This window comes from Sphingomonas bacterium, from assembly GCF_903642285.1.
Classification (GTDB): Bacteria; Pseudomonadota; Alphaproteobacteria; order Sphingomonadales; family Sphingomonadaceae; genus Sphingomonas.
This window is the reverse complement of the sequence record NZ_CAHJWJ010000002.1, coordinates 78934-98702: the sequence shown is the minus strand read 5'-3', so window position 1 is coordinate 98702 and position 19769 is coordinate 78934. Positions and strand designations below refer to the sequence as shown.

At 65.3% G+C, this 19769-nt stretch carries 17 protein-coding genes; 7 read left to right on the top strand and 10 right to left on the bottom strand.

The window, feature by feature from the left end:
* Positions 1–21: 21 nt before the first annotated feature.
* Positions 22–465 carry a MarR family winged helix-turn-helix transcriptional regulator gene (locus tag HUU99_RS01635; RefSeq protein WP_174284834.1) on the bottom strand — a complete coding sequence of 148 codons (444 nt, stop codon included), beginning with the start codon at positions 463–465 and terminating at the stop codon, positions 22–24.
* A gap of 176 nt (positions 466–641) precedes the next feature.
* Here HUU99_RS01635 and hppD point away from each other — a divergent pair, with 176 nt between their 5' ends.
* From hppD to HUU99_RS01615, 4 genes are all read left to right on the top strand, one after another.
* Positions 642–1709, top strand: coding sequence for a 4-hydroxyphenylpyruvate dioxygenase (hppD, locus tag HUU99_RS01630; RefSeq protein ID WP_174284833.1), 1068 nt, complete (start codon positions 642–644; stop codon positions 1707–1709).
* A gap of 145 nt (positions 1710–1854) precedes the next feature.
* Positions 1855–3144 carry a homogentisate 1,2-dioxygenase gene (gene hmgA, locus HUU99_RS01625; protein WP_174284832.1) on the top strand — a complete coding sequence of 430 codons (1290 nt, stop codon included), beginning with the start codon at positions 1855–1857 and terminating at the stop codon, positions 3142–3144.
* 33 nt (positions 3145–3177) lie between these two features.
* A complete protein-coding gene (locus tag HUU99_RS01620) occupies positions 3178–4314 on the top strand; it encodes a glycosyltransferase family 4 protein (RefSeq protein ID WP_174284831.1) in 1137 nt (378 codons plus the stop codon).
* Between the two features lie 75 nt (positions 4315–4389).
* A complete protein-coding gene (locus HUU99_RS01615) occupies positions 4390–5793 on the top strand; it encodes an NAD(P)H-dependent flavin oxidoreductase (RefSeq protein WP_174284830.1) in 1404 nt (467 codons plus the stop codon).
* Between the two features lie 114 nt (positions 5794–5907).
* Here the strand turns inward: HUU99_RS01615 and HUU99_RS01610 are convergent, their stop codons facing one another.
* Entirely contained in the window at positions 5908–6906 is a 999-nt protein-coding gene (locus HUU99_RS01610; RefSeq protein WP_174284829.1) for a 2-hydroxyacid dehydrogenase, read from the bottom strand.
* Between the two features lie 87 nt (positions 6907–6993).
* Here HUU99_RS01610 and HUU99_RS01605 point away from each other — a divergent pair, with 87 nt between their 5' ends.
* Both HUU99_RS01605 and HUU99_RS01600 read left to right on the top strand, forming a co-directional pair.
* Entirely contained in the window at positions 6994–7494 is a 501-nt protein-coding gene (locus tag HUU99_RS01605) for an SH3 domain-containing protein (protein ID WP_254602858.1), read from the top strand.
* 353 nt (positions 7495–7847) lie between these two features.
* On the top strand, positions 7848–8192 hold the full coding sequence (locus HUU99_RS01600; protein WP_174284907.1) for an EthD domain-containing protein: 345 nt from the start codon (positions 7848–7850) through the stop codon (positions 8190–8192).
* A gap of 17 nt (positions 8193–8209) precedes the next feature.
* On the opposite strand, the gene dnaJ is transcribed toward HUU99_RS01600, so the two are convergent.
* The gene (gene dnaJ / locus HUU99_RS01595) at positions 8210–9343 is read right to left on the bottom strand and encodes a molecular chaperone DnaJ (protein WP_174284827.1); all 1134 of its coding nucleotides are present in this window, start codon (positions 9341–9343) and stop codon (positions 8210–8212) included.
* Positions 9344–9557: 214 nt separating this feature from the next.
* Complete coding sequence (dnaK, locus tag HUU99_RS01590; RefSeq protein ID WP_174284826.1) at positions 9558–11459, bottom strand: molecular chaperone DnaK; 1902 nt, start codon at positions 11457–11459, stop codon at positions 9558–9560.
* Between the two features lie 164 nt (positions 11460–11623).
* Between dnaK and HUU99_RS01585 the strand changes: the two genes are divergently transcribed.
* The gene (locus HUU99_RS01585) at positions 11624–12061 is read left to right on the top strand and encodes a copper chaperone PCu(A)C (protein WP_174284825.1); all 438 of its coding nucleotides are present in this window, start codon (positions 11624–11626) and stop codon (positions 12059–12061) included.
* A 31-nt stretch (positions 12062–12092) separates the two neighbouring features.
* Here HUU99_RS01585 and HUU99_RS01580 read toward each other — a convergent pair whose 3' ends face one another.
* The 6 genes from HUU99_RS01580 to HUU99_RS01555 form a co-directional block, all read right to left on the bottom strand.
* Positions 12093–13736, bottom strand: a complete 1644-nt coding sequence (locus HUU99_RS01580; RefSeq protein ID WP_254602857.1) for an AMP-binding protein — start codon at positions 13734–13736, stop codon at positions 12093–12095.
* Between the two features lie 82 nt (positions 13737–13818).
* On the bottom strand, positions 13819–15261 hold the full coding sequence (locus tag HUU99_RS01575; RefSeq protein ID WP_254602856.1) for an MFS transporter: 1443 nt from the start codon (positions 15259–15261) through the stop codon (positions 13819–13821).
* Positions 15258–15647, bottom strand: a complete 390-nt coding sequence (locus tag HUU99_RS01570) for a hypothetical protein (RefSeq protein WP_174284824.1) — start codon at positions 15645–15647, stop codon at positions 15258–15260. Before HUU99_RS01570 ends, HUU99_RS01575 begins: the two co-directional genes overlap by 4 nt.
* 10 nt (positions 15648–15657) lie before the next feature.
* Positions 15658–17121: an aldehyde dehydrogenase family protein gene (locus tag HUU99_RS01565; protein ID WP_174284823.1), complete on the bottom strand. Its 1464-nt coding sequence runs from the start codon at positions 17119–17121 to the stop codon at positions 15658–15660.
* Positions 17122–17140: 19 nt separating this feature from the next.
* Entirely contained in the window at positions 17141–17938 is a 798-nt protein-coding gene (locus HUU99_RS01560) for an SDR family oxidoreductase (RefSeq protein ID WP_174284822.1), read from the bottom strand.
* Positions 17935–19761 (bottom strand): flavin-containing monooxygenase, encoded by a 1827-nt coding sequence (locus tag HUU99_RS01555; RefSeq protein ID WP_174284821.1) that lies wholly within the window; start codon positions 19759–19761, stop codon positions 17935–17937. The genes HUU99_RS01560 and HUU99_RS01555 overlap by 4 nt, the downstream gene beginning before the upstream one ends.
* Positions 19762–19769 lie beyond the last annotated feature (8 nt).

Genomic DNA, 19769 nt, shown 5'->3' with positions numbered 1-19769 from the left:
AGGCCAGCCCGGCCACGGACTTCAAGCCTCCAGGTCGGCCGCCGCCGCCTCGATCCGGCCGATCAGGTCGCGGAACTGTTTTTGCTCGTCGGCGCTCAGCCCGCCGAAAAGGCGGGCCTCCATCTCCAGTGCCTTCGGTGCGACCTGTTCGTACAGCGCCCGGCCGGCCGGCGTTAGCGACAGGGAATGCGATCGCTGATCGTCCGGATTGGGCCGCCGCTCGATCAGCGCGCGCTTCGCCAGTGCGGCGGCGGCGCGACTGACCGTGACCTTGTCCATCCGCGTCGCATGGGTCAGCGCCTGCGGCGTCATGCCCGACGTTTCCGCAATGACCGCGATCAGCCGCCATTCGGGGATGCGCAGGCCGAACAGCGCCCGGTAGGTGGAGGCGATCGCATCGGAGACGGCGTTCGATGCGATCGAAAGGCGGTAGGGAAGGAAATCGTCGAGTTTGAGATCGGTCAATTCACCACCACCATCATCATGCCGGGCTCGTCCCGGCATCCAGGACGTCGAGGATCAACGAGCGTTGTACTGTGAGACTCTGGACCCAGGGACAAGCCCGGGGTGACGCACGCAGGCTTTGACCCCACCACCATCATCGCATATAGTTTCATCTGAAATCACCAAGGGAATCGCGCATGTCCGACGTCGCCAATCCGATGGGCCTGAACGGCTTCGAATTCGTCGAATTCACCGGCCCCGATCCGCAAGCGCTGGCCGACCTGTTCGTGAAGATGGGCTTCACCCATGTCGCCACCCACAAGTCCAAGAACGTCCGCCGGTACGCGCAGGGCGACATCAATTTCCTGCTGAACATGGACGGGGCCGGCCAGGTCGCGGGGTTCCGCGACGCGCACGGGCCGTCCGCCAACGCGATGGCGTTCCGCGTCGCCGATGCCGATGCCGCGCTTAAGCTGGCGGTCGAGCGCGGCGCGACGCCGGTGACGGGCGAACATGGCCCCGGCGAACTCGACATTCCGGCGATCGAGGGGATCGGCGGCGCGAACCTGTATCTGGTCGGGCAGAACCACAGCTCGATCTACGACACCGACTTCACGCCGGTCGCGGGTGCCGGCGTGGACGACAACAGCGTCGGCCTCGACGCGCTCGACCACCTCACGCACAATCTGCAGCGCGGGCGGATGGCGTATTGGGCGAACTATTACGAGACGATCTTCGACTTCCGCCAGATCCGCTATTTCGATATCGAGGGCCAGGCGACCGGCCTGTTCAGCAAGGCGATGACTGCGCCCGACGACAAGATCCGCATCCCGCTGAACGAAAGCCAGGACGAGCATTCGCAGATCGAGGAGTTCATCAAGGATTATAAGGGCGAAGGCATTCAGCATCTGGCGCTGGCGACCGACGACATCTTCGCCACCGTCGACAGGCTTCGCGCGAACGGCATCCGGTTCCAGACGACGCCGCAGACCTATTTCGACCTGATCGACAAGCGCCTGCCCGGGCACAACCACGACGTTCAGGAAATGCGCAAGCGCGACATCCTGATCGACGGTGCGCCGGAGACGGGCGGCGGGCTGCTGCTGCAGATCTTCACCGAGAATATGGTCGGGCCGATCTTCTTCGAGATCATCCAACGCAAGGGCAATGACGGGTTCGGCGAGGGTAATTTCAAGGCGCTGTTCGAGTCGATCGAGCTGGATCAGATCCGTCGCGGCGTGGTGCCGGCGAAGGCGGAGGCTTGAACCCTTCTCCCCTTGTGGGAGAAGGTGGCGCGTAGCGCCGGATGAAGGGGGTGTATCCCTGCACCGTGCCCCTCACCCTCCCACCCGCTAACGCGGGCGGGCACCTTCCTCTCCCACAGGGGGAGAGGGGTTCGAGGATCAGACCATGACCGACTACCAGACTGGCTTTGGCAACCACTTCGCGACCGAAGCCGTCGCCGGCGCCCTCCCCGTCGGCCGCAACGCGCCGCAGAAACCGCCGTTCGGCCTCTACACCGAACAGCTGAGCGGCACCGCCTTTACCGCGCCACGCCACGAGAACCGCCGCTCCTGGCTCTATCGCCTGCGCCCCTCCGCCGCACATCCCGCGTTCATCCGTTACGACGGGGCGAAGCGGTTCGCCCCCGGTACGGACAAACACCCCCTTGCGCCAAACCGCCTGCGCTGGGGGCCGCTCGAAGCGGACGCCGACGCCGACTGGCTCGACAGCCTGACGACGATGCTCGTCGCGGGCGATGGCCCCGCGACGCAGACCGGCGTTGCGATGCATCTGTACGCCGCCAGCAAGGACATGACCGACCGCGCCTTCGTGTCGGGGGACGGCGAATTGCTGATCCTGCCCGAACGCGGCGGCTTGACGTTGCTGACCGAACTCGGCCGGATCGACGTGAAGCCCGGCGAGATCGCGCTGATTCCGCGCGGCGTGCGCTTCCGCGTGATGCTGCCCGACGGCAACGCGCGCGGCTATGTCGCGGAAAACCATGGCAGCCCCTTCCGCCTCCCCGATCTCGGCCCGATCGGCGCGAACGGCCTTGCCAATCCGCGCGATTTCGCAACGCCGGTAGCGTGGTTCGAGGATGTCGAGGGCGAGTATGAACTTGTCCAGAAATTCCTCGGCAGCCTGTGGACGACGGAGCTCGGCCGTTCGCCGCTGGACGTCGTCGCGTGGCACGGCAATTATGCGCCGTGGAAATATGATCTGGCGCGCTTCAACACGATCGGCACGGTCAGCTTCGATCATCCCGATCCGTCGATCTTCACCGTCCTGACCTCACCAAGCGAGGTGCCCGGCACCGCGAACGTCGATTTCGTGATCTTCCCGCCACGCTGGATGGTCGCGGAAGACACGTTCCGCCCGCCTTGGTTCCACCGCAACGTCATGAGCGAATGCATGGGGCTCATCACCGGCGCGTATGACGCGAAGGCGGAAGGGTTTCGGCCGGGGGCACTGTCGCTGCACAACCAGATGTCTGGCCATGGCCCCGACGTCGCGACGTGGCAGGCAGCGTCGGCGGCGGACCTGAAGCCGCACAGGATCGACGGCACGATGGCGTTCATGATCGAAAGCCGGTGGGTCTTCCACCCGACCGCCTTCGCGCTGGAGACGGGCGCGCTGGACGAGGATTACGACCAGGCATGGGACGGGTTTCCGAAGGCGCAGGTGCCGCTGCGATAGCGAGACGTCGCAATAGACGCTAACGCCAATCGCATGCCGGCTTCCGTCAAGATCCTCCACCTCCATTCCTCGTTCGACTGGGGCGGCAAGGAGGCGCGTGCCGTCCGGCTGATGAACGCGTTCGGCGCGGCTGCGCGGCACGTGATCGTATCCGGCGTGCCGGGCGCGACCGGTGCGACGATCGGTATCGCGAAGCACATCGGATACGAGATCGCGCAGGACCCGCCCCCGCTGACGGGCCGACCATCGGTCGCGCGATACGAGGCGATCGCGCAGTTCATGCGCGGGTTCGATCTCGTACTGAGCTATAACTGGGGTGCGATCGACGGCGCGATGGCACGGCGCGTGTTCGCCAGAGACGCGCCACCGCTCGTCCACCACGAGGACGGCTTCAACGCGGACGAAGCCGGTGGGCTCAAGACCCAACGCAACGTCTATCGCCGGATCGCGCTTGGCGCGGCGCATGCGCTGGTGGTGCCGTCGCAGGCGCTGGAGACAATCGCGCGCAAGACCTGGAAGCAGCCGTCGGCGCGCGTGCATCGCATCGTCAACGGCATCGACACCGCGCTGTTCGCAGGCAAGCCCGACCCGAAGGCGATACCCGGCCTCGTCCGCGGGCCGAAGGACGTCGTGATCGGGGCGGTTGCCGGCCTGCGTGCGGTCAAGGACCTGCCCGCTTTGGTGCGCGCGTGCGGTGGCCTGTCGGGCCGGTTTCGTCTGGTCATCGTCGGCGAAGGGCCGGAACGCGACACGATCCGCCAGGCCGCGGCGGCGATGGGGATCGCGGACCGGCTGGTGATGCCGGGTTTCCTCGATCGGCCGCACCGTTATGTCGGGCTGTTCGATATCCTTGCGCTCTCGTCACTGAGCGAGCAATTCCCGATCTCCGTCGTCGAAGCGATGGCGGCTGGATTGCCGATCGCCGCGCCGCCGGTGGGCGACGTGCCGCTGATGGTCGCACCCGAAAACGCGCCGTTCATCGCGGAGGCGGCGGGCGAAGTGTTTTTGCGCGATGCGATCCAGCCGTTGCTGCTCGACGCCGATCTGCGCGGGACGGTGGGTGCCGCGAACCGGACGAAGGCGCGCGCCGAATATGACGAGACGTTGATGATCGCCCGGTATCGTGCTTTGTACGAGGGTGCAATGGGCCGCCTCGGGGCTTTGGCCTAGCCAGGTTTCGCTCGCCCGAACGCAACCTTACGCTATAGCGCAACGTAGCTGATGCTCGAAAGGAAGCCCGTTCCCGTGTTCAAAGGCCTTAATCCGATCGTCTATAATGGCCGCGAAGTCTGGCCGCTCGTCGAGGGCGGCAAGGGCGTCGCCGCGACCAACCACGCGTCCGCGGGCGCCTGGGCCGCGGCGGGTGGCATCGGTACGGTATCCGCGGTGAATGCCGACAGCTACGATCCCGACGGCAAGATCGTGCCCCAGATCTACCGCACGTTGACGCGGCGCGAACGGCATGAAGAACTGATCGAATATGCGATCGAGGGTGCCGTGCAGCAGGTCAAGCGCGCGTTCGACATCGCAGGCGGCAAGGGCGCGATCAATATCAACGTGCTGTGGGAAATGGGCGGGGCGCAGCGGGTGCTGCACGGCGTCCTGGAACGCACCCGCGGGCTTGTCGCCGGCGTCACCTGCGGCGCGGGCATGCCGTACAAGCTGAGCGAGATCGCGGCGTCGTACAATGTCAGCTATCTGCCGATCGTCAGCTCCGGCCGCGCCTTTCGCGCGCTATGGAAGCGTGCCTATTCCAAGGCGGCCGAATGGCTGGCGGCGGTGGTGTACGAGGACCCCTGGCTTGCGGGCGGGCATAACGGCCTGTCCAACGCCGAGGATCCGTTGAAGCCCGAGGACCCGTATCCGCGCGTCAAGGCGCTCCGCGACACGATGCGCGAAGGCGGCATCCCCGACACGACGCCGATCGTGATGGCCGGCGGCGTCTGGTACCTGCGCGACTGGAACGACTGGATCGACAACCCCGAACTCGGCGCGATCATGTTCCAGTACGGAACGCGACCGCTGCTGACGCGGGAAAGCCCGATCCCGCAGGGGTGGAAGGACCGGCTGTCGACGCTCGAAGAGGGCGAGATATTGCTCCATCGTTTCTCGCCGACCGGGTTCTATTCGTCGGCGGTGCGCAATCCGTTTCTCCGCCATCTCGAAGCACGCTCCGATCGACAGATCGCGTTCTCGACGCAGGAAGCGGGCGATCATGTCTTCCAGCTCGACGTCGGCGTGAAGGGGCGGAATTTCTGGGTGACCCGCAACGACCTGCTGCGCGCGCGCGCCTGGTACGGCGAAGGCTTCACCGACGCGTTGAAGACCCCGGACAATACGCTCGTGTTCGTGACGCCGACCGACAAGCAGATGATCCGCAAGGACCAGGCGGATTGCATGGGCTGCCTGTCGCAATGCGCGTTCTCCAGCTGGGCGGACACCGAGACCAATTCGACCGGCCGTCTGGCCGATCCGCGCAGCTTCTGCATCCAGAAGACTCTGCAAGACATTGCGCATGGCGGCGATACCGAACGGAACCTGATGTTCGCGGGACACACGGCGTACAGTTTCAAGCGCGACCCGTTCTATTCCAACGGCTTCGTACCGAGCGTGAAGCAGTTGGTGGACCGTATCCTAACGGGGGATTGATGATGCGACCGTTGTCCCCCGACAATCCTCATCTTTAAGACGGATATCGTAACGGACGGGATACATCGCGGTTCGGCTCTCGACGCGACGGTGCGACGCTTTAGGCAGCGAGCCTTAAGCCCACCCCTCCAATACCTGATCCGGCGGCCGGTGCCCGTCGGCCCACATACGGATGTTGGCGATCACCCGCTCCCCGCTCGCGACACGACCCTCATAGGTGGCCGAACCCATATGCGGGGTCATGACGACGTTGGGCAGCGCCAGCAACCGGGGATCGATCGTCGGTTCGTGACGCCATACGTCGAGCCCGGCCCCCGCCAGCCGCCCCCCTTCCAGCGCATCGACCAGGGCATTTTCGTCCAGGATGCCGCCGCGACTGGCGTTGATGACATACGCATGCGCGCGCAGCAGCCCGATGCGCCGGGCATCGATCAGATTCTCGCTATCGGCATTGCGCGGGGTGTGGATGGTCAGGATATCGATCGCGCGCACCATATCGTCCAGATCGGGATGCCACGTCGCGGCCAGCTGCGCCTCGAGCACCGCGGGCAATCGGTGGCGATTATGGTAATGGACCGACAGACCGAACGCCCGCGCGCGCAGCGCGACCGCCTGGCCGATCCGTCCCATGCCGACGATCCCGAGTGTCTTGCCGCCGATCCGGTGGCCGAGCATCCCGCCGGGGCTCCAGCCTTTCCATTCGCCTGACCGGACGAGCTTCTCGCCCTCCGCGAGCCGTCGCGGCACCGATACGATCAGCGCCATCGTCATGTCCGCGGTATCTTCGGTCAGGACGCCTGGCGTATTCGTGACGATGATACCGCGCGCGCGCGCCGCCTTCAGGTCGATATGATTGACGCCCGCACCGAAATTCGCGATCAGCCGAAGCCGATCGCCGGCGTCCGCGATCAGCCCAGCGTCGATCTCATCGGTTACGGTCGGGACCAGCACGTCGCAGGCCGCCATCGCATCGGCCAGCTGATCGCGCGTCATCTCGGCATCCGTGCGGTTGTTGGTCGCGTCGAACAGCGCATCGATCCGCGCCATCACGATATCGGGCAGTTCGCGGGTCACGACGACCTTCGGGTCCGGGCAGCGGCGCGTGTCGGGCATCGCGCATGACTTGGCGAAGGGGCGCGGCGGCGTCAACGGTGGTTGATGCCGGGGCCGACCTCGCGATAGGAGGCATGGATGCATCAGGTGATCAGATCTCTCGCGGCGAAAGCGGTACTCGGCGGCACGGTGTTGCTGATCGCGGTGCCGACCGCGACGCTCGGGGCAAGCACGAAGCGAACCTTGCCCTATTTCGCATCGATCGGTGCCGGGCGTGCACGCATGCGAACGGGCCCCGCCCGGATTTACCCCGCCAGCTGGCTTTACCAGCGCGCCGACCTGCCCGTCCGTGTCATCGCGACGTACAAGGCATGGCGCAAGATCGAAGACCCCGATGGCGTGCAGGGCTGGATGGAGGACCGGCTGCTTCGCGACGCGCGCACCGCGATCGTCCGCTCGTCGCAGCCGGTGGAAATGCACGAGCAGCCAAGTGCAAACTCTCATCTCGTATGGCGCGCGGCCCCCGGCGTCGTCGGCCGGATCGGGCAATGCGGGAGCGGATGGTGTCGGCTGGACGTCAAGGGGCAGGCCGGATTCGTGGAGACCGGCAATCTGTGGGGCGTCGGCCCTGCCGAAACGCTACCCTGACACGATTGCGTTTGATGCAATCGCGGCAACGCGAAACAATATTGCGCAACTTGGCAATAATACCCACATCCCCCTTGTCGGATATATCACCGGCATTGGAGACTTACCATGCGCATGTTCGAGACCGTGGCCAGCACCATGCTGGCGATCGCGGCCCAGGCGCTGGTGGTCGGGGTGGTCATTTCCACCCTCTGATCCATCGGCCCCCGCCCCTTCGACGCGAAGGGGCGGCAAGGGCAGGGTTGACGATCGCCTTCGCCGTTCCACGCGGGCGGACGGCCGGGAACTTGGCACCACCGCCGCCGTTTGAGCAACGCATCGTCCCGCCGGCGGCGCCCGGCAGAGGACAGATCATGGTCAAGTTCACCATTCTATTGAAGCGCAAGCCGTCGCTGACCCATGATCAGTTCGTCGAGCATCACCGGAACATCCATGCCGATCTATTCATGTCGGTGGCGGTGGTTAAGGCGACGGTGCGGCGCTACGTTCAGCAGCATGCGTTGCCTGTCGAGCTGCCGGGCATGCCCCCGGTCAAGTATGATGGCGTGACAGAACTCTGGTTCGACGATGTCGAGGCGCTGGAGCGTTGCTTCTCCGATTCCGAATATCTTCAGCGGATCAGGCCCGATGAGGAGTCGTTCCTCGACCTGCACGGCTGCGACTTCATCGTATCGCGCGAGAACGTCGTGAAGGCCTGAGCACCCTCGCGGCAGCGCTACTCTCCAGCGAACACACCCTTCAGCTTGGCAAAGAAGCCCTGGCTCGCCGGACACTCGTCGCCCGTCTCGGTCTCGCGAAACATCTCCAGCAATTCCTTCTGGCGAAGACTGAGCTTGGTCGGTGTCTCGACGTCGATCTGGACGACCAGATCGCCGTGCCCCCTGCCTTGCAGCACGGGCATGCCGACACCGCGCTGGCGGAGCTGCTTGCCCGACTGGATGCCGACGGGGATCCGAATGTCGTGCGTCTGCCCGTCGAGCCCGGGGATCGAGATGGTCCCGCCGAGCGATGCGGTCGTGAAGCTGATCGGTGCGCGCGCAAACAAGGTCGTACCTTCACGCTCGAACAGCTGGTGCCGCTTCACGTGCAGGAAAATGTACAGATCGCCCGCTGGTGCCCCTCGCGCGCCGGCCTCGCCCTCGCCCGTCAGCCGGACCCGCGTGCCTTCATCGACGCCGGGGGGGACGTTCACCGACAGCGTCTTGGTCTTCTCCACCCGGCCTTCGCCGCGACAATCGGGGCACGGATCGGCGATCACTTCACCCGCGCCCTGGCAGATCGGGCAGGCACGCTCGACGACGAAAAACCCCTGCTGCGCCCGTACCTTGCCATGGCCCCCGCACTGCTGGCACGTCTTCGCCTGGGTCCCGGGCCGTGCACCTGCGCCGTGACAGGTGTCGCACGGCGCGGAGACGTCGATCGTTACCTCGGTCGACTTGCCGTGATAGGCCTCCTCGAGCGTGATCTCCATGTCGTAGCGCAAATCCGCGCCGCGGCGCTGCGCCTGACGACCGCCACCGCCACGCTGCCCGCCCATGAATTCGCCGAAGACGCTTTCGAAGATGTCGGAGAATCCACCGAAATCCTGCGCGCCTCCACCGTTCGCACCACTGCCGCCATTCTGGAACGCAGCATGGCCGAACCGGTCATAGGCAGCGCGCCTCTGCGGGTCCTTCAGGACGTCATAGGCTTCGCTGACGGCCTTGAACTTCGACTCGCTGTCCTTGCATCCGGCATTCTTGTCGGGATGATATTTCATTGCGAGTTTTCGATACGACGATTTGATCGTCGTCGCGTCCGCACTGCGCTCGCATTCGAGCAGTTGGTAATAATCGACTTGCGTGCTCATTGACCGCCCCCGGTTGTCGCCCGCGACCCCAATCCAGCCAGAGCGTACGACCCTACCGCCGTCACCCCGGGCTCGTCCCGGGGTCCATCCCTCCGCGAGTCCCATCGCCTGATGGACACGCGGCGCGATGGATGCCGGGACAAGCCCGGCATGACGGATCGAGTGAAGGTCCTCACGACGGTCCGACCCGCGGAAGGATAGGACGGCATCACTCTTACTTCTCGTCGACTTCCGAGAATTCGGCGTCGACGACATCGTCCTTGGCCGGCTCGCCATGCGTGTCGCCACCTTGCGGAGACGCCTCGGCCTGCTGCTGCTTCTCGTAGATCGCCTGACCCATCTTCATCGCGACCTGGGCCAACGCCTGCGACTTCTCGTTCATCGCATCGGGCTCGCCGCCCTCGATCGCGGTCTTCGTCTCGGCGATCGCCGCCTCGATCTCGGATTTCAGCGATGCATCGATCTTGTCGCCGTTGTCGACCAATTGCCGTTCGGTGGTGTGCACCAGGCTCTCGGCATTGTTCTTCGCCTCGGCACCCGCACGACGCTTCTTGTCCTCGTCGGCGAACTTCTCGGCGTCACGCACCATCTGGTCGATGTCACTATCGGACAGACCGCCGGATGCCTGGATCCGGATCTGCTGCTCCTTACCGGTGCCCTTGTCCTTGGCGCTGACCGATACGAGGCCGTTGGCGTCAATGTCGAACGTCACCTCGATCTGCGGCACGCCGCGCGGTGCCGGCGGAATGCCGACGAGATCGAAATTGCCGAGCATCTTGTTATCGGCAGCCATCTCGCGCTCGCCCTGGAACACGCGGATCGTGACGGCACCCTGATTGTCGTCGGCGGTCGAATAGGTCTGCGATTTCTTGGTCGGGATCGTCGTGTTGCGATCGATCATCCGGGTGAAGACACCGCCCAGCGTCTCGATGCCGAGCGACAGCGGCGTCACGTCGAGCAGCAGCACGTCCTTGACGTCGCCCTGCAGCACGCCCGCCTGGATCGCCGCGCCCATCGCCACGACCTCGTCCGGGTTGACGCCGGTATGCGGATCCTTGCCGAAGAACGCCTTCACCGCATCGCGCACCTTGGGCATGCGGGTCATGCCGCCGACCAGGACGACTTCGCTGATGTCGCCGGTCTTCAGCCCGGCATCCGCCAACGCCTTCTTCATCGGCTCGATCGTCCGCTGGATCAGGCTATCGACCAGACGCTCCAGATCGGCGCGGTTGATCGTCTTGACGAGATGCTTCGGGCCATTCTGATCCGCCGTGATGAAGGGCAGGTTGACCTCGGTGGATGCCGCCGACGACAGCTCGATCTTCGCCTTTTCCGCGGCTTCCTTAAGACGCTGCAGCGCGAGCTTGTCCTTCGACAAGTCGATGCCCTCGTCCTTCTTGAACCCCTCGGCCAGATATTCGACCAGCTTGTTGTCGAAATCCTCGCCGCCCAGGAAGGTGTCGCCGTTGGTCGCCTTCACCTCGAACACGCCGTCGCCGATCTCCAGGATCGACACGTCGAACGTACCACCGCCGAGGTCATAGACCGCGATCGTCTTGCCGTCCTGCTTCTCCAGTCCGTACGCTAGCGCCGCCGCGGTCGGCTCGTTGATGATGCGCAGCACTTCCAGGCCGGCGATCTGCCCGGCGTCCTTGGTCGCCTGGCGCTGTGCGTCGTTGAAATAGGCCGGCACGGTGATGACCGCCTGGGTCACCGTCTCGCCGAGATAGCTCTCGGCAGTTTCCTTCATCTTCTGCAGCGTGAACGCGCTGATCTGCGACGGCGAATAATCCTTGCCGCCCGCCTTCACCCAAGCGTCGCCGTTCTGACCCTTCACGATCGCGTAGGGGACCAGCTCGGTGTCCTTCCTGGTCACCGGATCGTCGAAGCGGCGGCCGATCAGGCGCTTCACCGCGAAGATCGTGTTGTCGCCGTTCGTCACCGCCTGCCGCTTGGCCGGCTGCCCGACCAATCGCTCGCCGTCCTTGGCGAAGGCGACGATCGACGGCGTGGTGCGCGCGCCTTCCGCGTTTTCGATCACCTTGGGCTTGCCACCCTCCATCACCGAAACGCAGCTGTTGGTGGTTCCGAGATCGATACCGATTACTTTAGCCATGTGTGCTCTACAGCCCCTCACAAAGATAATGCCCAAGGAAATCCGCGTCCCGTTACGGCGACGCGCATCTCCGTTACTGGGCGCGATATAGGAGGGGTTCGGCTTGCCGCAAGATTGCCGGCGTTCTACCATCGCAGCATGGCCCAACCGCCGCTAGGAATACCATGCGCCCTGTCGTCGCCCTGTCGTTCGCCGCACTCGCACTGGCGGGCTGTTCGAAACCGAAGCCGCTATATGTCGATGCGGCCTGGGTGCGCCTGAACGCCGTCGCCACCGGACCGGCGGCAGCGTATTTCGACGTCCATGGCGGGCCTGCGCCGGCCAAGCTGATCTCGGTCGCCACCGACACGGCGATCCGGGCCGAGATGCATCAATCGGGTACGGCCGGCCAAATGGCGACGATGACGCCGCTTGCCAGTATCGACATCCCGGCCAAGACCCTGGTCCGCTTCGCGCCCGGCGGGCGGCACGTCATGCTGTCCAGCGTGAACCCGGGTATCAAGCCCGGCGGCGCGATGACTTTCACCTTCACCTTCGCCGACGGTCAACGTATCGTGCAAAGCGCCACGGTGATCGCGGCGGGCGACCCCGCACCGAAATGAGGGACGCCCGAAGAGCGGGCACCGAATCTCTTCATCGACTGGCAGCCGATGTTCGCAATTGCGCACGCAAGATCTTTCCGACCGGCGATTTGGGAAGATGCGGCCGAATGACAAACTCCTTCGGCACCTTGTACGCGGCGAGAGACAATCGGCAATGGCGGTCCAGTTCGCTGGCATTGGCCGTGTTCTTTCGCAAAACGACGTACGCCCGAACCGCTTCCCCGGTACGCTCGCTTGCGATCCCGATGACGGCGGCTTCGGCGACGTCGGGATGGGTAGCGAGTACGGCTTCGACCTCGTTGGGATAGACATTGAAACCCGACACGAGGATCATGTCCTTCTTGCGATCCATGATCGTCAGCATCCCCAGCGAATCGACGACGACGACATCTCCGGTTCGGAACCAGCCACCGAAGAACGCATCGGCGTCGTTCGCCCGATCGAGGTAGCCCGCAGCGACCTGCGGACCCCGCACCAACAGCTCGCCTGAAGTACCCGGTGCGACTTCGGCCCCGGCCTCGTCGACGATACGCACCTGGGACGACGTCACCGGCAACCCGATCGATCCGATGCGACGGGCGGCCGTCGGCGGATTGCAGCTGACGATACCGGTCGTCTCGGTAAGCCCATATCCTTCGAGCAACGGACCGACGAGCCGTTCCCATTCCAGCGCCACGGTCGGACGAAGCGCCGCGCCGCCGGCGATCGCGAACTTCATACGCGGCGGAGATGCCTTGAACCATTCTTCGCCGAGTAGACCACCGTAGAGCGTGTCGACCCCCGCCATCCAGTCGATCTCGAACCCTTCGAACGCCGGCCGCAAGTTGGAGACCGGCGCGGCGGCTCGTACGATCACGTTGTTGGTCCCGGCGTCGATATAGACCAGCATGCCGAACAGGAAGGCGAAGACGTGATACAGGGGTAACGCCGTGAGCGCCGTGCCGCCGGCTATCGGCGAACCATGACCCGCGAAGAAGCCCGAGACCATGGATTTGGTCGCCGCGAGGTTGGCCGCGGTGATGATAGCGGCCTTGCTGTTGCCCGTCGTCCCGCCCGTATATTGATAGAGGGCGACGGGGTGGCGGACATGGGGTGCAGGATATTCGCCATCCAACGCGGCGGCTAACGTCCAGCAGCGTTCGGCTTTTCCTCCCGACGGCGCATGGATCGGTTGATCGCCGGCGGCATCGAACTTCAGACCCGGCCCGTGCACCGCGATCATGCCGAGATCGGGGATACCGCACTCGCTCTGGATCGACCCGACCGATGCTGCATCGACCACGAGCACGCGTGCGTCGCAGTCGAGCAATTGCCGCCGGGTTTCCGTGACGGTGTAATATGGGTTGATCGGCGACACGACCAGACCCGCCTTCCACGCCCCGAACACGACGATGGGGAACGGCAGGCCGTTGGCGAGCTGTACGGCAACGACATTTCCGGGTTTGAGGCCCAGCGTCGCGATCAGGAACCCGGCGAACGCGTCCGAAAGTCGGTCTGCCTCGTCGAAGCTCAGCGTTTCGCAGCCCCCGTCCGGCGCGACCAGCGTGTAGGCGACCCGGCGACCGAACCGCCGCGCGGCGTCGGTGACGAGATCGGCCGGGTGCGCGCCGACCGCGCCCGGCATGCTCGTCTCGTCAACGAGCGATTCGACTGCCGCGGCCCGGGTCGTTTCCACTCGTTTTCCGCCTGAAGGGGGTCGCCCGCTACGCCGTCCTATCAACGGAACGTTCCGTTGTTCATCGGATACGAAGGCCGCATCACCGATATGATCCCGCAGCACTCCGATCCTCGGCATATCGGCCACCGCCACGGACGAGCATGAGCACCAGCAGGCCGGCGACCAGCAGCCCCACGATCGGCAGCAGCCCCGCGCGCTGCGATCCGGTCGCCGCGGTCGTCACCTGAACGAGCAGCGGCCCGAGCCACATGGTCGCGGTGCCCGCGATCACGAACAGGCCGAAGAAGACGCCGATCTTGTCCGCCGGCGCGACCCGCGTCAGCATCGTGCGGCGGGAGGAGTAAGCCGCGGTCACCGTCACCGCCGCGAGCATCGCGCAGCCGATCAGCGCGAGCTCGGGCGCGGTCCGGAAGATCGGGCCGCTCCAGATCGGCGGATGCGCTGCAGGATCATAGGGCCGGTACAGCAGCAGCGACGGCGTGTTGCCGAGCAGGAGCAGGAACGCGATAATCACGCCCGTGATCTCGATCTGAAGCGCGCGCCGGGGACCCACCCGCCCGTCCAGCCAGCCGGCGAGCAAGCCGCCCGCCACCGCGAACACGCACAACACCATGCCGTACACAAGCAGTTCCAGCGTGTGCCATCCCATCGTGCCCGCCGCATAGACCCCGCTGAACAGCAGGATGCCCGTCAGCCCGTCGGTGAACAGCATCAGCGCGGCGAGATAGGTCAACGCATCGCGGTGCCCCCGTGCTTCCAGCACCAGTGTCTTAAGGTCGGTCGCCGCCAAGCGCAGCGCCCGAACGAAGCCGATCCCGGTCGCGGCCACGTCCGGCACCCGGAAGAGCAGCGGCAACGTGCCGAGCGCGAGCAGGACGGCGGCGATCACCGGCACGATCCGGTCCTGCTCGTGCGCGGCCACGTCGAGCCCGAACAGCGGCGCGGTGGGCACCAGCCCGCCGCCGCCCTTGGCGGGCAGCGCGAACGCCCACAGGACAAAGACGAGCGCGGTGACCGACATGAAGTTGCCGAACGCCAGGCCCAAACCCGACGCCGATCCCGCCTTGGCCATGCCAGCAGCGGGCACCAGCAGCGCGTTGTGCAGCGTCTCGGAATAGGCGAACAGCGCGGACAGCGCGGCGAGGATGGCGATAATCGTGCCGATGTCCAGTCCCGCTCCGGCGGGCTTGGCCCACCACAATGCGATCAGCAGCGGTAGCATGATCGCGACCACGCCCGCGAGCCACGGCTTGCGCGCACCCATCCGGTCCACCGTCGCGCCTAGTAGCGGCGCGGTGAGCGCGACGATCCAGCCGGCGTATTTGGCACCGCCCGCCACCGCCGCCTGCCCGTGAACCGGATCACCGATGACGCTGGTCGCGAGATAGGGAACGAAGATGTAGATGACGACGAGGATGATGTAGGGATCGCGCCCACCCTGGAATGCGGCCCAGGCCCAGGCGGCTCCGCCCAATCGCGCGGCGACGGGCGATTCGAACGGCGGGACCGGCTGTTCGGTCACTCTGGGTCGGCCGGCGCGAACAGCCAGGCCATGGCTTCCGTCTTTTCCGTAAACACCCGCTGATTAGGGATTGCGATACGGTCCACCTGCCGCTTGAGCAGGGCGCTGGAGACGAGCGTCGCCAATCGCCGCGGGACAAGTCCGTCCCGGTCCATGCTGGCCTTGTAATCGGCGACGACGGTCTGCGACTGCGCATTCAGGTCGCGCGCATCGACCAGCGTCAGCAGATCGCCGCGCTGCGTTCCCGCTGCGAGCATCCCGCTGACCGCAGCGATGACCGCTTTCCTGTAGGCGTTCACCGTCTCGGTCGTCCAATGGCCGCGCATCGACACGGTCAGGAAATTTCGCCCTGCATCCGTAGCGATGTCGAAATGCTCAGCGGTCATGAACCCTCCCTTACGAACCCGACAAGACGGCCTGAACCAGTCCTGCCGCCTTCGCATAGGGCGGATAGAACACATCGATCAAATCCCCGTCACCACGCACGACGACGCCGCGCGGGTTGGAGAATTCGCGGAACCCTTCGATGCCGTGGTGCCGTCCCATCCCGCTCATACCGGAGCCGCCGAAGCCCGTCGAGGGCAGCGCGCTCTGGATGGCGCAGGTATTGACCGCGGCCCCGCCCGAATGCGTCGATGCGAGCACATGATCGGTGACCGCCTTATCGGCGCCGAACACGTAAAGCCCGAGCGGGCGATCACCGGAATTGACGGCATCCAGCGCCAGCCCAAGATCGTCATACGGCACGACGGGCAGGATCGGACCGAAAATCTCCTCCTGCATGATCCGCAGTTCGATGGGTGGATCGATGACGAGCGACACCGGCATGCGACGGGTGTCGCGGTCGATCCGGCCATCCTCCTCGAGCGCGACGATCCGCAACTGCCGGTCCCGCGCTTCCGTCAGCATATCCTCGATACGATCGAGATGCCGTAGCGAGATCATGCCGGTACAGTCTTCGCCGCGCGAATAATCGGGTGCGGCACGTGTCATATACGTTCTTGCATGGTCCACAAACGCATCGACATCCGCCCGCGGCACCAGCGCGTAATCGACGGACACGCACATCTGCCCGTTCTTGACCAGCTTGGTGCCGATGACCGACTCCACATTCTCCGCGGTCACCGACCCCGGCGTCATGATCGCGGGACATTTTCCGCCGAGTTCGAGCGTCACCGGGGTCAGGTTGGCAGCGGCCGCGGTCATGACCTGTCGGCCGACCGATGGACTACCCGTGTACAGCAGATGGTCCCACGGCACCGACGAGAACGCCTTTGCGAGCTGCAGACCGCCGACCGCGACGGTGACGAGGTCGGGATCGAATGCGGCGGCGACCATCTCGGCGAGCAGCGCGGCGCACGCGGGCGTATAGTCGGAAGGCTTGACGATCACCCGATTGCCGGCCGCCAGCATGTCGACCATCGGCCCGACCGACAGATCGAACGGGAAGTTCCAGGGAACGATGTTCCCGATGACGCCCTTGGGCTGGTAGTCGACGAACGCGGTTCCCGTACCGAGCATCGCGGCATCGGTATGCCGCGGATCCGGCTTCATCCACTGTTCGAGGTTTTCCAGCACATATTGGGCGCGACCGACCACCCCGAGCACCTCGATCAGATCGGAAGCGGGCTTGGGATGGGCACCGAAATCCTCGGCGACCGCGATGGAGATACGATCGCGATTGGCCAGCATCATGCCGATCAGCGCACCCAGCCGTTCCCGGCGGGCCTCGATCGTCGGCCGGCGGTCCCTGGCGAACGCGGCCCGCTGGGCGCGATACGCCGCATCCAGCCGCTTGATCGCATCGTCGTCGCTGGCGGCGGGCGACACGACTGCGGAAATAGTCTCGAGTATCGACATTGACGGCCTCGTTTGTTGATCAGCCCGCGGCGGTCATCGCTGCGAGCAAGGCGGTGCGCTCTTCACGAACGACCTCTGGTTCGGCGACGACCTGCAGATGGAAATTCCGCAGCTCCGCGGGAATGTACCAGTGAAGCGTGTCGGCACCATAAGCGGCCCATACCGTCTCCGCGACCTCGCGCGGCTTCACCAGCCGCCACATGCCCTCGCCCGGTGCCATCCGGCGCATGCCGTCCGAAAGCAGCGGGGTATCGATCAGCCCGGGCAGGAGATCGGCGGCCCGCACGCCGTACCGCTTGAGCTCGATCGACAGCGCTTCGGTCAATCCGCGTACCGCGTGCTTCGTCGCCGAATAGACCGAAATGCCCGCGGTGCCGAAGATCGCCGAGGACGACGAGGTGATCAGGCACAGCGAGCCCGGTGTCCGTTTCAGCAACGGAGTGCCGGCGCGAACGCCCAGCATCACGCCGATGAAGTTGATGTTCACGATCCGCATCACGTCGTCCCACGACTGCTCGTCGAGAAGGCCGCTGGTGCCGATGCCGGCATTGTTGAACAGTAGATCGAGCGTGCCGCCCGTCGCTTCCGCGAACCGGTCGATGGCTGACGACCACGACATCGGCTCGGCGACGTCGAGCACCTCGAACAATCCGTTCGCCTCGCCGATGTCGTCGCGAAGCGCATCCAGACCGGGCCGATTGACGTCGTAGGCCCCGACGAACCAGCCCTTTTCGGCGAACAACAGCGCGGTTTCGCGGCCCATCCCCGACGCGGCCCCGGTTATGAAGATCGACTTGCGGCCAGCGGCGACGGTCATTGCATTTCCTTTGCGGTGCCACGCGCGTGCTCGCCGTCAAGCTCCATGCCCGCCAGATCGCCCTGCTCGCGCCAGACGCGCAGCAGCTTCACGAACTCGGTCGGGCCGGCACCGAACGGGGATCCCCGCGCGGCGGCTTCGGAGGCGCGTCCTTCGTTATTGTAATATCCGGGCGTGCAGGCCTCGATGAACTTGCGCCGGCCTTCCGCCATCAGCAGGATCGTCCGCACCCAATCGCCTTCCGCCTCCTCGGACGGTTCGATCGTCCGGACGCCCCTCGCGGCACAATCGGCGACGATGTGCGCAAGGTGCAGCGACTGTTCGCTCAGCATGTGCGGGAAGTTGGGCGACATGCCCGCCTGTGCCTGACTGATGACGAACAGGTTGGGGAAACCGCGGGTATGCATGCCGTGAAGCGTCGACATGCCCTTCGCCCATTTGTCCGTCAGCGACTGGCCGCCGACGCCGTGGATCGTCATGCCAGAACGTTTGGCATAGCTGGTCGACGTCTCGAACCCCGTCGCGAAGATCAGGCAATCGAGCGGATATTCCACATCGCCTACGACGACACCGCCCGGCGTGATCCGATCGATGCCGTATCCCGCCGTTTCCACCAACGTGACGTTGGGCCGGTTGAACGCCTGGAGATACAGGTCGGAGAAGCACGGCCGCTTGCAGTACAGACTGAACCACGGCTTCAGCGCCTCCGCGGTTGCCGGGTCCTCGACGATCCTGCCGATGCGCTCCCGGATCTGCGCCATCTTCTCGAAATCGGCCTGTTCGAGGAGCGTGCCGGGATCCAGACCCTGCGGATTGTCGGCGAGTTTTTCGCGTACGGCGCGGGCCAGTACCGTCCAGCCGTCGTTCACCTCGTCGTGCGGCGGCAGCGCGGCAGTGAACTGCGCGGTGAAGTTTTCCATCCGCCGCTGCTGCCAGCCGGGCTGGAGGCTCGCCGCCCATGCGGGGTCGGTCGGGCTGTTGTCGCGGGCATCGACGGACGAGGGCGTGCGTTGAAAGACCGTCAGATGCTTGGCGGACGCGGCAAGCGGCGGGACGCATTGTATCGAAGTGGCCCCGGTACCGATCAGCCCGACGCGCTTGTCGGCAAGACCCGACAGCGGTTCCGTCGCGCTGCCGCCGGTATAGGCATAGTCCCAGCGGCTGGTGTGGAAGCTGTGGCCGGCAAAATCGTCGATGCCGGGAATTTCGGGCAGCTTTGGACGGTTGAGCGGTCCGGTCGTCAGCACGACGAAACGCGCGGACATGACATCGCCGCGGTCGGTGCGGGCCGTCCAGCAGGCCGCCGCCGCGTCCCAATCGAGCGCCTTCACCTGCGTCGAGAACAACGCGTCGCGGTACAGATCGTAATGCTCGGCGATGCGCTTGGTATGCGCGCGGATCTCGGCTGCCTTCGAATAGCGCTCGACCGGCATGTAGCCCGTTTCCTCGAGCAGCGGAAAATAGATGTAGGATTCCACGTCGCATGCGGCACCCGGATATCGGTTCCAGTACCACGTCCCGCCGACATCGCTGGCAGCGTCGACGATACGCACTTTCGCGATGCCCGCCTCGCGGAGCCGGGCGGCGACCATCATGCCACCAAACCCGGCACCCACCACGAGCACGTCGACTTCGTCGTTCAGCGCAGAACGCTCCGGCGCGGTGCCGTACGGATCGTCGAGCAGATGCGCGAAACCCTGCGCCACGTCGCGATACTGCCGCTCGCCGGTGCCCGCCGCCGTGCGTTTGTCGCGTTCGGCCCGGTAGCGATCCCGCAACTGCTCCAAATCCAGCGCCTGATTCGTGTCGGGCAGATCTGACATGGTGGTTT

Bases quoted from the DNA above. Each gene is read 5' to 3' on its own strand.
- hmgA (WP_174284832.1), top strand. From the start codon at position 1,855: ATGACCGACTACCAGACTGGCTTTGGCAACCACTTCGCGACCGAAGCC.
- dnaJ (WP_174284827.1), bottom strand. From the start codon at position 9,343: ATGAGCACGCAAGTCGATTATTACCAACTGCTCGAATGCGAGCGCAGT.
- HUU99_RS01565 (WP_174284823.1), bottom strand. From the start codon at position 17,121: ATGTCGATACTCGAGACTATTTCCGCAGTCGTGTCGCCCGCCGCCAGC.
- hppD (WP_174284833.1), top strand. From the start codon at position 642: ATGTCCGACGTCGCCAATCCGATGGGCCTGAACGGCTTCGAATTCGTC.
- HUU99_RS01585 (WP_174284825.1), top strand. From the start codon at position 11,624: ATGCGCCCTGTCGTCGCCCTGTCGTTCGCCGCACTCGCACTGGCGGGC.
- HUU99_RS01560 (WP_174284822.1), bottom strand. From the start codon at position 17,938: ATGACCGTCGCCGCTGGCCGCAAGTCGATCTTCATAACCGGGGCCGCG.
- dnaK (WP_174284826.1), bottom strand. From the start codon at position 11,459: ATGGCTAAAGTAATCGGTATCGATCTCGGAACCACCAACAGCTGCGTT.
- HUU99_RS01600 (WP_174284907.1), top strand. From the start codon at position 7,848: ATGGTCAAGTTCACCATTCTATTGAAGCGCAAGCCGTCGCTGACCCAT.
- HUU99_RS01570 (WP_174284824.1), bottom strand. From the start codon at position 15,647: ATGACCGCTGAGCATTTCGACATCGCTACGGATGCAGGGCGAAATTTC.
- HUU99_RS01555 (WP_174284821.1), bottom strand. From the start codon at position 19,761: ATGTCAGATCTGCCCGACACGAATCAGGCGCTGGATTTGGAGCAGTTG.
- HUU99_RS01610 (WP_174284829.1), bottom strand. From the start codon at position 6,906: ATGCCCGACACGCGCCGCTGCCCGGACCCGAAGGTCGTCGTGACCCGC.
- HUU99_RS01620 (WP_174284831.1), top strand. From the start codon at position 3,178: ATGCCGGCTTCCGTCAAGATCCTCCACCTCCATTCCTCGTTCGACTGG.